The organism is Sporocytophaga sp. (genome assembly GCF_017745095.1).
In the GTDB taxonomy this organism is placed as follows: domain Bacteria; phylum Bacteroidota; class Bacteroidia; order Cytophagales; family Cytophagaceae; genus Sporocytophaga.
On the sequence record NZ_JAGHZZ010000005.1, the window covers coordinates 290881 to 308919 of the forward strand.

The window sequence follows — 18039 nt, forward strand, 5'->3', positions numbered from 1 at the left end:
GTCTCCTGAATTTTAATACTAATTTAATCGGCCGCCTTTATTGGATTCTGTAATGTTTAATAAGGGAATCCACTGAATATTATTAAGATCAAACGGTTACAAATGATGCAAAAAATGCCTAACCTAAAAGCTGCCTTTACGTTTGAAACTAAGAATCAATTTTTAACAAACGTGAAGATTTTTTCATTAACCATATTAAGTTGTTTAGTCCTGGGCGTTTTAAATGTTAATGCTCAGAAACTTACTTTTGGGGCTAAAGGGAATCTTGGTTTTTCAAGGGTAAATTCTAAAAAACTTAAAGAAGCAATAGGTACAATCGGATCACAGGAAGGTTTCTGGAATTTTTATTCTGAATCCAAATTCCGCTTCACAGGGGGATTAGGAGGGTATGCAGAATATAAAGCAAGTTATAATCTCTTTTTAGGAGCTGAACTTAATTTTCAATATGTGGGGACAAAATATTATATAAATAAATACTTTACTGATTTTGATTCTCTTGGTACTGGTAAAAAACAAAGAATAGCATCAGATGTATATATCAGATACCCATCTATAAATATCCCGCTTTATGTTAGATACCAATTTACGGAAGTTAAAAAATATTATGCTATTGGTGGTTTAGCCCTGAATATTAATTTTAATCCGAAAATAATTGATAAGGAAACTGTTGTAACTGATAGGTATGTTGGCTGGAGCCTTGAAAATAATGATTTGGAGAAGCATAGATACAAAGCAAAGGCTGATAATTTTAAGAATTTTGGGGCTCAGGTATTTGTAGGTTTGGGAAGAAACTTTGGTAGATATGGCCGTGATGTAATGGTTGATGTAAGGTATTATTTCCCACTGACAAAAACTCAAATTAATACCACCGATAAGGCTTTTCTGGATAATTCTGGCAATGGTTCAATCTTTTCAAAGACTGGAGTTGAGCATATAAATCTGACCACAGGTAAGAATATAAATGATTTTAAGGCTTCGTATTTTACTTTAAATCTGGCTATTTCTCTCTACAAGAAATAATTTCGTCGCAGGTGGAAACCTGTCTTTTTAAAGCTATGCTTGAGTTTCTGAAGAATATATTTGAGGGGGACTTTATGCCCCACGGGCACTGCTATTTTTGGAAGCCCGAAATCCTTTGGTCTCATGCTATTGCTGATGCTGTAATCGCTTTGGCTTATTTTTCAATTCCATTCAGCCTTTATAATATTTTTAGATTAAGAAGAGACTTTGTATATGGAAGGTTAATGCTTTTATTCGCATTCTTTATTCTTGGTTGTGGTGCTACTCATTTAGTATCTGTCATCACAATCTGGAATCCTGTTTATAGATTCGATGCTCTTCTAAAAATAATAACAGCTATTGCTTCTATTGCTACTGCAGTAATTCTGATTAAAAAGACACCACAGATTCTTCAGATACCTTCTGCTTACGAATGGAGAAGGTTACATTCTGAACTTAAGAATTCCAATGAAAAGTTAAAGGAAAGCAATGAAGAACTATTAAAGGCTGATGAGGTTTTGAGAAAAATAAATTCGGAACTGGAAGAAAGAGTGAAGTATAGAACGGAAGAACTGGAAGCAAGTATTCTACAGTTTAAATTCATGACTGATTCAATTTCTCAATTAGTCTTTACTGTCAATGAAAGGGGAGAGTTTGATTATTTTAATCTTAATTGGTACGAATACAGTGGTCTTGATTCCAAGCGATCTTTTCAAAGAGGTTTGTTTGAGATTATCCATCCTGAAGATCTTGAAGAATTATCATCTTTCTGGAGACAGGCTTTACAGGAAGGTACAGTTTTCAGATGTTCAGGTAGGCTGAAAGATAAAGCTTCAGAAGAATACCGATGGCACTTAATAGAAGCCAATCCTATGAAAGATGCTTTTGGAAAGGTCGTGAAGTGGTTTGGAACTTGTACTGATGTAAACGATGAAAAATTATATAGAAAAGAACTGGAAAGGACTAATAAGGAACTTAAAAGAATCAATACTGATCTGGATAATTTTGTCTATACAGCATCCCATGACTTAAAAGCACCTATCTCTAATCTGGAAGGTCTTGTCAATTCACTATCCCAGGAATTGCAGAGCAATAGCTATCCCCAGGAGTTTGATTTATATCTCAATATGATGAAAAACTCTATCCTAAGATTTAAAACTACTATAAGTGAGCTTTCTGATATCAGCAAAATTCAAAAGGATACAGAAGAAGATATTGATCTCGTAGATATCAGGGAACTACTTGATGAAGTACTACTTGTTCATCATGATACTATTATAGCTGCTAAAACCCAGATAAACATAAATCTGAAATCAACACAAGTAAGTTTTTCAAGAAAGAATCTTAGAAGTTTGATTACAAATCTGATTACCAATGCCATTAAATACAGGTCTCCATTGAGAAGGCCAGAGATTGATGTAACCAGTGAAGTGATTAATGATATCTTAATATTGTCTGTATCTGATAACGGACTTGGAATAGAATCCAAACAGATCGACAAAGTATTCGGGATGTTTAAAAGGGTGCATACACATGTTGACGGTACAGGCGTAGGACTTTATATTGTAAAGCGAATTGTAGAAAATGCAGGTGGTAAAATTACACTTAACAGTACTGTAAATATTGGAACTACTTTTTCTATTCAATTGCCCTTAAGAAAAGAAATTACCTTATAATCTCAAGCCAGCCTTTTAGCATGCGTTTATTTTCAACTTGTCTCAGGAAGTAGTAATATATCCCGTCTTCAAGATTCTCTCCTTTAAACTCATTGAAATAGCCTTTTTTGTAATACACTCTGCTTCCCCACCTGTTATAAATTTCCAGGTCCCATTTCCCTTTTTTCAGGTAATCAATTTTGAAGAACTCATTTTTATCATCTCCATTGGGTGTGATGAGGTTTGGTGGATCTTGTATATATGGAGAGCAATCTACTATAAGTGTATCAGTATTCTGGCAACCATTATATCCTCTTACATGTAACCAGTATTTTTCTTCTTCATTGTGAGGTGTAATGATTGTTGATATGGTATCGCCTGTATTCCACAAGTAGGTCGCAAATTCATTTGATGCAGATAAGGTAATAGTATCTTGTCTACAGTAATTTAATTCATTAATAGGATGGAAGATTTTTACTTCAGGTATTTTAAGACCTGAAATATTTATTGAATCAATTTTTTTACATCCAAATTCATTCGATACTTCAATCCAATATTTGCCTGGGCTTGGTACACTTAAAGTATTGCCAGTGCTGTTATCTTGCCAAGTGTAGGAAGAGAAGGTATTTAGGGTAGAGATCTTTATCTTGGAATTGAGGCAATAGGAAGTATCTTCTGGTAAGATCAGTGAAGTTATTTCAGGAAAGAATTTAATATCTACAGAATCTTTCATTTTGCAATCCAGACCTTTGTTTACTTCAACCTTATATGTTCCAGAGTCAGCAATTACGATCCTTTGTTTATCGCTTAATGGATTATTATTAAATGTCCAGTTAAACTGACTATTTCCATATCCTGCATCAAGTGATACCTGGGTACCAGGACAAATTTCTTTATCTGCGCCAAGTTCCAGGAAGCCATAATCGGAAAAATACCCATAGCGAAATCCGGTTCCTGTTTCTGTTCCATTTAATGTTGCAAGATGAAAATCACCTTTCGAGTTTTCTATATATGCTGGCAGATCTGGAGGAACAATGGTAATGTCCACATCTCCAGAATAATATAGCCAAGTGCTGTCTGTTCCTACTACTGGTTTAAAATCACTTCCTTTTATCCAGTTTTTACCATTTAATTTAAATGAATTTTCATTTCCTTTTCTTGTGACCAAATTTAACACCAACCTTTCATCATTCGTCCTTGTAAATACAATTCTTTTAGATCCGGAACATTTTAAAGATGGAAGTAAGGCTCCTGCCAGTTCCTGATCAAAACCAGTAATATGAAATATATACACAGGTTTATCTGATTTTATATAGGCAGCAGAATCAATTAATTGAAATTCTAATGTCTCACCTTTATTCAAAGTTGCAAGTAGGCTGTCAGAGCCATAAGATACTTTTGTATTATTTTCTGTAGCGCTGATGTAAGCTCTGTCTGTTGAATATTCTCCACTACCTTTGACAATTACATACTCCTTGCCAGTTTTGTCTGCTGAAACTATCTGGTCTCCCGCCAGATCATAAGAGCTCCCCTCAGTAATGGAATCATCTTTCAATGTTACAGCTATCGGTTTATCAGAATTTATCTCTGATCCTGCCATATGCAGAGAGCCTAATCGTGAAGCTGCTTTTATAGAATAACACTGACCCTTATTAAGTGTAATAGTGAATGGAATACCTGCTTTATGACCAAATGCATCTTGAGTAAGGTTTACAGTTACGTTGGTATTATCCTCCGTTGCAACTATATCTATTGAAGACCACCCATCTACTATGCTCTGGTTATCCCAGTGAGTCTGAAAAGGTGTTATAAAATGAGTGCCTAAACCGTAATTGCCTTTAAGTGTAAAAATGTCTGAGTTTACTACATTTCCATTATTACTGCCCATTACTTCATAGTAGGCCGTGATAATTTCATTAGAGGTAATATGTAGTCCTTTGTTTATTATACTTTGATCTGGTGTACATTCCAGTATGCCAAGATAAGCTGAAAGATCTATTGATTTTGATGAAAATGAGTTTAATAAAAATTTTATCGGTTTAAAACTCTTATTGGCAGGTATAGAGATTTCTATAATAACAGGGTTATCAAATGATGCAAATCTAAGATAAACAGGACTGTTACCATGTCTTTCAGAAACCTCAGGTGCAGCAAACCAAAACTCTTTGTCAGTCTGAGCTTTTAATCCTGATGATATATAAAATAAATATATAAATAAGATGAAAATAACTTTTTTCACAAGTGCCAAAACAAAACCCGAAAACTAAATTATGATAATTTTCGGGTTTAATGAATTTAAGTAATAATAATTATCGCATTAGAGTGATCTTACCTTCTTTTTTATATGGTCCTATATATTCTCCCTCTAATCCTTCATAAGTAACTATATAATTATATGATCCTTCGGGCATTAATTTGCCTAGGTAAGTTCCATCCCATGTTTTATTTCTATCTTCTGTATAGAATATTATTTCTCCCCATCTATTATAAATAGTCATTTTGAAGTTGGTAAAATACTTACCAAAGATATGTAAGTCCTGATTTCTGCTTATCTCACCCTCTGGCTCTATTGCATTAGGTATATAAACTGTTGGTGCGCAGACCTGAACTATTTCTGTACTGTCGGTTAATGAGCAGTTAAAACTATTAGTTACAGTCACTATATAAATTCCTGGTTCTATAATAGCTTTTTGCCTTAATGTATCACTTGAATTTTCCCATTTGAACCTTTCGCCTGGTCCTGCATCAAGCATCATATATTTATTATTGTCGAAACAATAGATTTGACGCTCAGGCATAAACGGTTCAGGAAGTTTATTCATCTGAACATTAACCTGATAAGAAGCAGCGCACTCTCCAAGTGTTACTGTGACTCCGTAGGTACCTGTTGTTTTAACTTCTACTGTATCATTAGTGCCCAGGCTTGATGGTGTCCATTGGTATATTGGATTATACTTTGCCAAATCACTGAAGTTTGTTGGGGTTCCAACCAGCACAACTGTTTGACCTTCACAAGATGCAACATCTTTCAGATTGCCTGTTATTGGTGAATCAATGCCTATTATGCGCACACTGTCTTCCGCTGAGCATTTTACATCAGTAATTTTCAGCTTATAGAAATTTGAATCAGGAAGTACATTGAAATCAACAGGATTAGTATTGCCAACAAAATTAGATCCTGTCGTCCATGAATACACTTCAGGGGGATTGGGAATAGTATTGATATTCGCAACTAATGTTCCTGTGCTTTGATTACATAATAACCTTTCAGCTGGAATATTGAACTCAGGTAGGGCATTAATGGTTGCTGATGCTTCAGTTTTACAATTACCATAATAATATTGAACAGTATATTGTCCCGGATCTCTGGTTGCTAAGAAATCCTGATTCTTATTCTGTAATATTACTCCATCTTTATACCAAGCAAATGAGCCAGGTACTGACGGTAAATTATAGGGATTGGATCTTAATACCAAAGTATCGTTATAACAGTTCTCAGAAATTAAGTTCCAGCTAGGTGGAGTTATTGTAAATACACTAACAGTATCATAGTTAGGGCATTTCTTAGAATCGGTAACCGTTAAGACAACGGTCTGATTTGCAGGTGCACTTATTGTGATGGTCGCATCATTTCCATATGTTATGCCTGACAAGGATTTCCATGAATAGCTGTTCCCAGGATAAGTAAATGCATTCAATGTAGCATTGCTTGATGTACACACATATTGATCACTTCCCGCATCTGCAATTGGTAAAGGTGATACCAGCAATGATGTATTAGCGGATTCTGCATTGCATACTCCATTTCCTGTAGAATATGCAGTAATAATAACAGTCCCATTAGCAGCTATATCATTTTCTGACGGGAAGTATGATGGATTAAGATCATATGAACTTAATGAAAATGTTCCCGTTCCTGATGTTTTCCACTCAATTCCTGATGCATTGACCACAGTTCCTGATAACGCTACACCATCTTTATAAACACATGGATTTCCTGAGGTTGCTGTTACTATTGGTGCTTTGTTAATTGTAACTTCAATCGAGTCATTTACAATGTTACATTTTCCATTATTTGTTGAATATGCAGTTAATATTACCTTCCCAGCTGTTTGATCTGCTTCAGAAGGGGTATAACTTGGATTCAAAGAAGCTGCTGATGGCATAAATATACCGGATCCTGAAGTAATCCAGATCATTCCACCTGCAACTGTAACATTACCATTTAGCTGAACCGAAGGGACATTTGCACAGGTCAATATGTCTGGTCCAGCATTTATTATTGGTTTAGGGGTAATTGTAATTGTAATTTTAGAAGTGACCTGATTACAAATACCTGTTCCTGTTGTCGTCAATATCAGATTGACTGCGGATGATTGAATGTCTTCTGGTGAAGGGATATATGATGCATTAAGGCTGTTAGCATTAGGACTGAATGTTCCTGTTCCAGTAGTTTTCCAAGTTCCCCCGGTTGCTCCTGATACATTTCCTTTGATGGCAATTTTTGTTAAATCTGCACAAACAGTCTGGTCCTGACCTGCATTTGCAGTTGGTATAGGAAGTATCTGAATCTTTTTAGAAGCGCTTACTGCATTACAAGTACCGTTTCCGGTAGTAGTAATGGTAAGGCCTACTTTTCCAGCAGTTATATCAGATTTGCTTGGAATATATGAAGCATTTGGCGTAGTGGCATCAGGGACAAATGTACCTGATCCTCCTGTTTTCCATTCAATTCCGGATGATACAGTGAAATTTCCCGGAAGTTTGATTGCATATAAGTCTCCGCATATTGTTGTATCGGCTCCGGCAGTCACAGTAGGAGGTGCAGTAAATGTAATGGTCATAGTATCTGACTGTGCATTACAAAATCCGTTATTAGTTGTTGTTAATACTATATCTGCTTTACCGGCTGCTTTTTCAGCAGCTACGGGATAAAATGTACCTTCAAGATCTTTAACATCTGAAAATGTTCCACCATTAGTTGAAGACCAGATTCCGCCTCCTGCATTAGCAATGAACCCGGTAAGTTTTACAGTCATTATATCTTTACATAATGATTGATCCAAACCAGCATTTACAGTAGCAACTGGTGCTGAATAGATGCTTAATGAACTAATATCTGTATATATTTTACATAGACCGGTACCAGTTGTTGTCGCAGTAAATATTACTCCTCCATTTATCTTGTCCGCAATAGATGGAGTATAAACAGGGGAGGTTAAAGTCGGATCTGAAAATACACCTGTTCCTGTACTGGTCCATAATATTCCACCAGTATTACTAAAGTAACCTCCAAGCGTTATTGTTTTTTCATCTGTACACATTGTTCTGTCAATCCCTGCATTGATAACCGGTTGCTTGTTAATTGTAATATACATTGTATCAGAAACCGACTGGCAATCACCATTGTCTATCGTAGTTGCAATAATTTGTACAGAACCTGAAGCTGTATCACTTTGTGAAGGTATATATTTAACATTTGGTTCAGCAAAAGATGTTAGAAAAGTTCCGCTCCCTGAAGTCTTCCAGTTTATTCCTCCCGCAACCGAATAGGTTGATGATAATGATACCCCTGCTGTATCAGCACATACATTTTGATCAGATCCCACAGATACAACTGGTACAGGTGTAAAGTCAATCTTTAGTGCATCTGTTACTGCAAGACATTTTCCCATTCCTGTTGTAGAAAGTGTTAATATTACCGAACCATTTGATTTATCGGTTACTGATGGTTGATAGATTGTTTGTAAATTGGAGTCGTTTGAGAATGTACCGTTTCCTGAAGTTGTCCAGACTCCTCCAGTGGCAATAGTCACATTTCCTTCAAGATCTATTGTTGTGGCATCTGAACATCTTATAATATCAAATCCAGCTTCTACAGTTGGTGCAGGTGTAAAGAAATAATCAACATTGGCTGCTACCGCTTTACATTTTCCATTTCCTGTTGTTATTACATTTAAGGTAACTTTGCCTGAAGCTTTTTCCGCATTAGTTGGGAAGTAGTCTGTTGCCTGAAGATTCTCATCACCAAAGCTTCCTCCTGTTGATGTTTTCCACGATACACCTGAAGCAACTGTAACCAAGGCATTGACAGGTATACTTAAAACATCTGAACAGTATGAATCGCCAGTTCCAGGATTTACTGTCGGAATTGTGGTGAACGATACAATTCTGTTGTTTGAGGTAGGTGTACATATTCCGGTTCCTGTTGTCAACAGTGTTAAGGTAATTGAAGTTTTAGATAAATCATCTACTGAAGGAATATAACTAGCATTTAATGTATTTGCATTTGGACTAAAGGTCCCCGTGCCATTTGTACTCCAAATTCCACCCGTTGCTCCTGATACACTACCTTTTAATGGCAGCTCACTGATATCCGCGCATAATGAAGTATCTGTGCCAGGGTATGCGATTGGTCCAGCTGTAAACCTTACAATTTTCTGATCTGTTACTTCCGTGCAATTACCACTTCCTGAAGTTGTTAAAGTAAAGATTATAAATCCTTTAGATTTATCCGCAGGAGTAGGAGTGTAGGTTGTGGTTAAAGACGCAGCAGAGGCAATACTTCCGTTTCCATCACTTGACCAAGCAGATCCTGCGGCAATTGTAATAGAACCATTTAAATCGATTGAAGATATATCGGCGCAAAGATCTTCATCTGATCCTGCTTTGGCAGTAGGAGCAGGAGTGAAAGTGATTACAACCTGATCTGTATCTGCAGCACAGATTCCGTTACCTGTAGTTTCAGCTATCAATGTTACATTTCCGTCAGAAAGCTCTTGTGATGTTGGCGTATAGATAGTAGTCAGTCCAGTGGCTGAGCTGAATGAACCAGCACCCGAAGTAGACCACTTAATATCTGCAGCTTGTGAAACTGAAGCACTTAAACTTACTACTGAATTATTTTCACAGATTAAAAGGTCTGAACCAGCATTGACAACAGGTCCCTGACTGATAGAGATCCTAACAGTATCTTTACCAGGAAGGCATGTTCCTACTGAACTGCCTGTAAGAATTATATCTGCATACCCTGCAGCAATGTCAGCAGCAGTTGGACTATAAGATGCATTTAAAGAATTCGGGTTCGGTGAAAAACTTCCACCAGTTGGAGAGGTCCATGAACCATTTCCAGATCCATTTAATTTAACGGGAAATCCATTAGTACATATACTTTGTGGAGGACCTGCAAAAACAGGAACAGTGTTGAAAGAAATAGTTATCTGGTCTGCCACTGGGCTACATGATCCATTTCCGGTTGTAGTAAGGGTTATGGTTACCGTTTGGCCATTTACGTTTTCTGAAGCTGATGGAACATAACTTGCATTTAAAGCATTTTCATCTGGAAGGAATGTTCCTGTACCTGAGCTTGTCCATGTTCCTCCGCTTGCATTTACAACAGTTCCGTTTAATGGAATGTCTATAACACCAGCACAAACTGTTACATCATTTCCAGCATTAGCTTGAGGTACAGGAGAGAGAGAAATAATCACAGCATCCTTTACAGCATTACAAGTTCCATTTCCTGTTGTTGTTAATGTTATTGTGGCTTTTCCATTTCCTATTTGAAGTGAAGAAGGTATAAATGTTGCATTAGGTGTTGTATCATCTGGAATGAATGTTCCTGTCCCAGATGAAGTTGTCCACTTAATACCTGAAGCTACACTGAAAGTTCCATCAAGAACTACACCTGTAACGTCGGCACAGACTGTCTGATCTAAGCCAGCATTGACTATTGGAGCAGGTGTAATGGTGATAATCATATCATTGCTTACTGCGCTGCAAGTTCCGTTACCTGCTGTTGTTAATGTTAATGTAACAGATCCATTTGATTTGTCTGAGGCGCTTGGTGTATATTTTGCATTTAGGTCATTTATACTCGGGCTAAATGTTCCGCTACCTGAGCTTTTCCATATTCCCCCTGAAGCAATAGTGACATTTCCGGAAAGATTTACACTGGTAATATCAGCACATACAGTTTGGTCAGGGCCTGCATCAGATGTAGGGACAGGAGTGAAAGTGTATGTTACATTGTCTGAAACAAAGTTACATGCACCGTTTCCTGTTGTCGTAAATGTCAGGATTGATTGACCGGAAGTTTTTTCTGATACTGAAGGTGTATATGTCGCATTAGCAGTGAACTCATCAGGAGTAAATATTCCAGAACCATTTGTTGACCAATATCCGCCTGTAGCTTTTGTATATGATCCGTTTAACGGAATATTAGAAATGTCTCCGCAATATGTTTTGTCTGATCCAGCTTCTACAGTTGGTATGGGATTGATGGTTAATGTCAGCTTGGATGAAACTGCTTTACATGTTCCGTTCCCAGTGCTTGTTAAAGTCAGAAGAACAGAACCTGAAGCAAGATCAGAACTTGATGCATAGTAAGTTGTAACTAATGAATTAGCATCTGAAAATGTACCTGATCCTGAGCTTATCCAAGTGCCTCCAGTTGCAACTGTAGTAGTTCCGTTAAGGGCTGCTCCTTCAAAATCAGCGCACAAAGTCTGTGAGGGACCAGCATTTATTGTTGGAGCTGGTGTTATTAATATTTGTAATGTATCTCTTACTGTTGCGCAAACTCCTGAACCTGTTGATGATAAGGTTAAGGTGACTTTTCCTGTTGATTTATCTACTGAGTTGGGGACATAGGTAGCATTCAGGGTAGTGGAATTAGGTGAAAAACTTCCTGTTCCCAGGGTCCTCCATCTGCTACCTGTTGCATTTAATATAGATCCGTTAAGACTCACTCCGCTGGCATCTGAGCATATAGTCAAATCTGTACCGGCATCTACTATAGGCTTAGGAGTGATGTTAATTTTTACTGAATCACTAACCGGTATACACAATCCGTTGCCTGTTGTTGTTAAGGTTAAGATGACTGATTTTGCAATCATGTCATTTACAGAGGGCTTATAAATAGCATTTAAAGTTGTTGCATTCGGACTGAATGTTCCATCTCCTGAAGTCGTCCATAATGCTCCGGTTGCTATAGTTATTTTACCATTTAAACGAACGCCTGAGGTGTCACTACAAACAGTTTGATCCAATCCTGCATCTGAAGTAGGTGCTGGTGTTATCTGTACATTAAGTTGATCTTTTACAGGCTTACAAAGTCCATTGTTTAATGTAGTTAATGTTAAATTTACATTGCCTGCATTTATATCTAGAGCAGAAGGTATATAATCAGTAACTAAACTGTTTGGATTTGTAAAGGTACCAGTTCCAGAACTGGTCCATTGTCCGTCACTTGTTACAGTCGTAGTAGCACTTAGGTTCACTATAGCATTATTGGCACAAACGATTTTATCTGTTCCAGCATTTACAGTTGGTGCAGGGGATATTATTAAATTTAAGTCATCACTTACCGTTATACAATTACTTATGGCTGAACTGGTGAGTTTTAATGTAATGTTTCCTGATGCACGATCAGCAGCTGAAGGTACATAGTTTGCGCCTAAGGTTGTATTATCCGGAAGAAATGATCCAGTTCCGCTGCTTATCCATTGTCCTCCTGGAGCGTTCAATACTTGTCCGTTAAGTTTGATTGCAAAACTGTCAGCACAAATAGCAATATCATTTCCTGCGTTTACAACTGGTGCGGGAAGTATAGTTATAATTATATCATCCTCAACCGGCTTACAAATTCCATTACCGGTAGAAGTTAGTTTTAATGTGACAGTACCTGAGCTGATTTCTGATGCAGATGGTACATAGGTTACAGTAAGTTGATTGTTTGAAGGGGTGAAAGTTCCTGCACCACCTGACCATGTTCCTCCTGTAGCTATTGTTACATCTCCATTCAGTGAAACTTTAGTGTTGTTTGCACAGATATTCAAATCCGAACCTGCATTAACTTTAGGGGCAGGAGTGAAGGTGATAACGGTTATGTCAGAAACGGATTTACATAAGCCGTTTCCTGTGCTTGTTAAAGTTAAAGAAACGATTCCATTTGTCAGATCTGCAGAAGATGGTATATAAGATGCATTAACAATATTGGCATTTGGGTTAAAAGTCCCATTACCTGTTGTTTTCCATGTTCCTCCACTCGCATTTGTAACAGTTGCATTTAAGGCTATAGATGAGACGTCAGCACATAAAGTTTGATCTGGTCCTGCATCTACTACTGGTACCTTCGCTATGTTTAGTTTTATTTGTGAAGAAACCGGATTACAAGTTCCGTTTCCAGTAGTTGTCAGTGTCAATGTAATTGTTCCAGCTGTTTTATCATTGTTTGAAAGAACATAACTTGCATTCAGATCAGTGGCTGACAGGCTGAAAGTTCCAGAACCAGTACTTGTCCATATTGCTCCTGTTGGAATAGTATTTATAGATCCGTTTAGTTTTACAAAAGAAGAATCGCCACATATGGAAATGTCAGTTCCTGCATCTACTGTAGGTGCTGGAGTAATTGTAAATACTACTGTATCCTTCTGAGCTGGACAATAGGTTGTTGGAGATGTTGTTAATATAAGCTTAACTGTACCATTTGTCCTTTCTGTTGAAGTCGGAACATAAGTAGCATTTAAAGTAGTAGCATTTGGTGAAAATGATCCTGAGCCATTAGACCAGGTTAAGCCGGTTAGAGTATTCGAACTTCCGTTCAAAGTTATTCCTGAAGCATCTGCACAAACTGTCTGATCAGGGCCTGCTGAGACTGTCACTGCCGGATGAATAGTAATAATCATAGAATCAGAGATTGCAGTACAAGCTCCATTTCCGGTACTTGTTAATGTGAGTTTTACTTTACCTGATGTCTTGTCTGTTGCCGATGGTTTATAGGTTGTTGATTTAGAGAAAGCATCAGGAAGGAAAGAGCCAGTACCAGAACTTGTCCAGAAAGCTCCCGAGGCATTGTTGATAGTGCCATTTAATCCAATTGTAATTGCATTACCACACATATCGAGGTCAGTTCCTGCATCAACAACAGGTGCAGGAGGAATAGTGATTTTTATATCATCAGACACTGCTTTACAAACTCCATTGACGATTGTTGTTATTGTTAAAGTCACTGAGCCGGATGCTATTTCTGATGCGCTAGGAATATAGTTTGCACTTAATGAATTGACTGAAGGATTAAATGATCCTGAACCACCTGACCATGCGGCATTAGAGCCAAATGCATTTAATTTAACCGGAAAGTCATTTGGACATACAATTTGATCAGGCCCTGCATTTATTGAAGGTGCAACTGTGAAATCTATTTTCATATTGTCCTTAACTGCGCTACATAAACCATTTCCTTGAGAGGTAAGAGTTAAAGTTACGCCACCTTTTGCTTTATCAGCTGCAGATGGATTATAACTTGCATTAAGTACATTATCATTTGGAGAGAATGTACCTGTTCCATTGGTGGTCCATTTTCCTCCTGTTGCATTTTGTATAGAACCATTCAATGGAATGGTTGATGCATCACCACATACTGTCTGGTCTGATCCTGCATCTGTTATTGGTGATGGTTTTATTGTAATGAGAACTTGATCAGAAACAGCCACGCAATTCCCATTTCCTGAAGTTGTGAGTGTCAGAGTAACACTTCCTGAGGTTATTTCATCAGTAGATGGAGTATAGGTTGCATTTAAGGTAGTTGAATTTGGAGCATATGTTCCCTTGCCTCCTGTCCAGGTTCCGCCAGTTGCTATTGTTACATTACCTGAAAGCACTACTGAAGGATTGTCTGCACATACATCTTTATCGGCCCCTGCATTTGCTGTGGGAGCTGGAGTAATGGAAATAGTCGTTTGTCCTGTAACTGCAAGACAGTTTCCATTACCAGTGGTACTGATATTCACAACAGCTTGTCCTGCTGAAATTTCCGAAGCAGTTGGCGTGTAATTGGCATTTATATCGGATGCTGAAGGAGTAAAAGCTCCATTTCCTGCCCACAATACGCCAGTTGCAGGGCTGCTTATAACTGCGTTAAGTTTTACTAAAGCATTATTGCCACAAACAGGCCCAGAATTAGTAGCAGTTATAGTAGGAGGATTCGTGAAGTTAATGAGAATATCGTCCTTTACAGCCAGACACTTTCCGTTTCCAGTTGTTGTTAGGGTAAGAGTAACAGCTCCTGTTGTAATTTCTGAAGCAGTTGGTGTGTAAGTTGCATTCAGAGAGATATTATCTGGTGCAAATGTGCCTGCACCTCCAGACCATATTCCACCCTTGGAAATTGTAACAGTTCCGTTAAGACTTGTTGCTCCATTATTTTTACATTTTGACTGATCAGTTCCTGCATTTACCGTAGGAGTTGGAGAGAATCTGTATACAACCTGATCTGAAACTGAATTACAAGATGGTTTGGTTGCTGTTAATGTCAGCGTGACAATGCCAGAAGATATCTCAGATGCTGTAGGTGTATAGGTTGCGTTCAATGTTGAATTGTCTGGTGTGAAAATACCAGCACCTCCGCTCCATGCATAACTTGTAGCATCTTTCACTGATCCTGAAAGTTTTATTGCCGGATTATTAGTACAAAGTGTATCATCTGTTCCTGCATTCACTGTCGGTTTAGGATCGACAAGGACATTTAGTGTTTTTGATACAGGATTGCAATTACCATTACCTGTGGACTCAAGAGTAAGTGTAAAGAAACCAGCAGCTACTTCACTTGCACTTGCAGTATAGGTTGTTGTCAAAGCCGTTCTTCCTGGTGAATAAGTTCCACCGCCTGTTATCCAATTTCCGCCGGTCGCACCAGTAACACTACCATTTAAAACTGTTACAGGATTATTTTCGCATATAATAATATTCGAACCAACAGACACTACGGGAATTGCGGTAAATGTAATTGAAGTATTAGAGGTTACCGCTGTGCAGTTCCCATTATTTGTTGATGTTAAAGTAAGTGTTATATTTCCTGTATTAACTTCTGCAGTTGTTGGTATATAGGTTGCATTCAGAGTATTGGCATTTGGGCTATAGGTTCCTGTACCTCCGCTCCATGTTCCGGTAGTTGTTGCTCCCGTTACGGATCCATTTAATGGAATAGCAGTATTGTTTTTACAGATAGATTGATTATTCCCTGCATTAACAACTGGGATTGGAGTGAATTTGATTGCAACAGCATCATTTACTGCAAGGCAACTTCCCATACCTGTAGTTGTAAGAGTTAAGTTAACAGATCCCGCAGTTAGTTCAGCAGCAGTTGGCGTATACGTGGCATTCAAGGTATTAGCATCAGGATTAAAGGAACCTGCACCTCCGGTCCATGTTCCACCCGAAGCATAATTAACTGCCCCATTTAAATTTACTTTGTTGTTGTTTTTACATATAGACTGATCAACTCCTGCATCAGCTGTTGGAATAGGGGTATAAGTAAGTTTAATACTTCCAGACCCGATAGTACAAACACCATTTCCTGTTGTTGCCAAATTTAATACAACAGAGCCTGCAGATATTTCTGCAGCAGTTGGAGTATAAGTTATGTTAGCTGATGTTTTATTAGGAGTATAGGTTCCAGCTCCTCCGCTCCAGGTAAGGCCTGTAGCTCCACTCATTGTAGCTGATAAACTTAACTTTGGATTATTGGCACAGGCAGATTTATCAGGTCCTGCGCTTATGGCAGGTTGTTTAGCGAAAGTGTATGTAATGCTATCTTTTTTTGGAGAGCAAACCCCATTACCTGTAGATGAAAGAATTAATTTTACTGATCCGTTTGCAATATCAGCCGCTGATGGTGTATATGTGCCTTGCAGACTGGTGTTGCTTGGTGTAAAGGTACCGCTTCCGGATGAGCTCCAAATGCCACCGCCTGCATTAGTTACTTTTCCATTAAGCTTAAATGAGGTGATTGTTGAACATAAAGTTGAATCATTGGAAGAACCTGTGCCAGGCTTATCAGCATTCGCATCTGTAATTACAGATGGAGGTACAAAATTAGTTACAGTTTTAGTGGTTGAATTTACATACCACCATGTATTGATTGTTTTAGCATCTCCAAAATCACCGCTCCACGTATGACATCCTGTAGCACTATTGCAACCTGTAAGATTCGTGCCTCCGCCTATTTTTGAGTCATCCCAGAATAGGGAAGGTCGAGGTCCTGTAGGCCTTACAAGATCAACAATATACCCTTTTGTATTATTCTCAACATCAAACAATGGTAAGTGGGTAAGACCATTATAATAGTCGACCTTAGTAGTTATATTAACTCCACCTGTCACAATATTACCTTTTCCGTCTTTACCATCCCAGGTGACGCAGTTATTACCGGCAACAAGATCAGCCGTTATAAGTCTGTCTGTAGTATTTGCCTGATAACCTGCTGTTCCGTTTAGTTCAAATAGTATTTCAGTTTTACCTGGCTTATCAACATTTATATCTATACAGAAATTGCTACCCACACAACCACTCAGAGAAACGGAGTTTACAGTTCCATAAACACCAGTTGGAAAACAGTTGATATCGGGGTCATTTAGAAATACTTTATATTGAGGGTAGTTAATATTCCCTGAAACTGATTGTCGGTCTGTTGCAAATGTACCTGTATTGGTGCAACCTGCATTATTTGCTGCGATGACAAAGCCGAACGGTTGCATTCCATTAAAATCGAGCGAGGTCACTATACCATCATCAGCATATATATATAGTTTTGCTTTAAATTGATTAGTGGCGCTATTACATTGAAAGTCCCAGGATTTAGACCATAGACGACCTAACTTTATTACGTTTGCTGCAGTGGCTACACTAATGTCAAAATAGGTGAAAACTCTTTTAACCGGATTAAGAGTTTGGGAGGCACTTGGATTGAATTCAATGTAGTAATCTCCTGCCATAGTGGAGGTATATGTTAAAGCATTGTATCCGGTTGCACCGACAATCGCTCTGGGACCAGCAACAGCTTCTGCATAACTGGCTATATATCCTGGTCCTGCTGCATTAGGAATTTTACTAGGACCCATTACCACTACTCCATTAGGATCTTTTAACTGAAAATAAACGTCATTATCAGTTTGTCTGAATCCCATGTATATTTTTTCACCAGAATTACATATTCGGATATTTAATCTGTTAGCTTCAGGACAATTATAAGTTGCAAATGGCCTGGTCGTTGTGTTATTGTCAAATATCTGGATAAAACCATTGTCTGAAGACGTTGGCTGCAATTGTTTGGTACCTTCTCCAAAAAGATAAGGCGTTGGTATATACGTTGAAATTAAAAAGATTAAGACAAAAAGCCTTGTACTTATTTGAGATAAGTAGGTGCTCCTGATTCGAAGTAGGAAGAAGTCCATATCTTTAAAAACTATGTAATTGTATTTCAGGGTAATTGAATTTTTTCAATGTCTTGGCTTGTATTTATTACGTTTTAGAGGGGGGGCAGTTGTAAAAATCTAAGATCATTCGACGAATAAATCTGTAGAGTAAATTAAATTGAACGTTTAAA

The 18039-nt window shown here is 37.8% G+C and carries 4 protein-coding genes; 2 read left to right on the forward strand and 2 right to left on the reverse strand.

Translation table 11 applies throughout. The features are described from left to right. Window positions 1-102 precede the first annotated feature (102 nt). Both J7604_RS10140 and J7604_RS10145 read left to right on the forward strand, forming a co-directional pair. Window positions 103-1020 (forward strand): hypothetical protein, encoded by a 918-nt coding sequence (locus tag J7604_RS10140; RefSeq protein ID WP_293895045.1) that lies wholly within the window; start codon window positions 103-105, stop codon window positions 1018-1020. A gap of 35 nt (window positions 1021-1055) precedes the next feature. Beyond that, a complete protein-coding gene (locus tag J7604_RS10145; RefSeq protein WP_293895048.1) occupies window positions 1056-2675 on the forward strand; it encodes a PAS domain-containing sensor histidine kinase in 1620 nt (539 codons plus the stop codon). On the opposite strand, the gene J7604_RS10150 is transcribed toward J7604_RS10145, so the two are convergent. Both J7604_RS10150 and J7604_RS10155 read right to left on the reverse strand, forming a co-directional pair. After that, window positions 2665-4893 carry a gliding motility-associated C-terminal domain-containing protein gene (locus tag J7604_RS10150; protein WP_293895051.1) on the reverse strand — a complete coding sequence of 743 codons (2229 nt, stop codon included), beginning with the start codon at window positions 4891-4893 and terminating at the stop codon, window positions 2665-2667. The genes J7604_RS10145 and J7604_RS10150 overlap by 11 nt on opposite strands. A gap of 70 nt (window positions 4894-4963) precedes the next feature. Then, window positions 4964-17887, reverse strand: a complete 12924-nt coding sequence (locus tag J7604_RS10155; RefSeq protein ID WP_293895054.1) for a gliding motility-associated C-terminal domain-containing protein — start codon at window positions 17885-17887, stop codon at window positions 4964-4966. Between the last annotated feature and the right edge of the window lie 152 nt (window positions 17888-18039).

Bases quoted from the DNA above. Each gene is read 5' to 3' on its own strand.
- J7604_RS10140 (WP_293895045.1), top strand. From the start codon at position 103: ATGATGCAAAAAATGCCTAACCTAAAAGCTGCCTTTACGTTTGAAACT.
- J7604_RS10145 (WP_293895048.1), top strand. From the start codon at position 1,056: ATGCTTGAGTTTCTGAAGAATATATTTGAGGGGGACTTTATGCCCCAC.
- J7604_RS10155 (WP_293895054.1), bottom strand. From the start codon at position 17,887: ATGGACTTCTTCCTACTTCGAATCAGGAGCACCTACTTATCTCAAATA.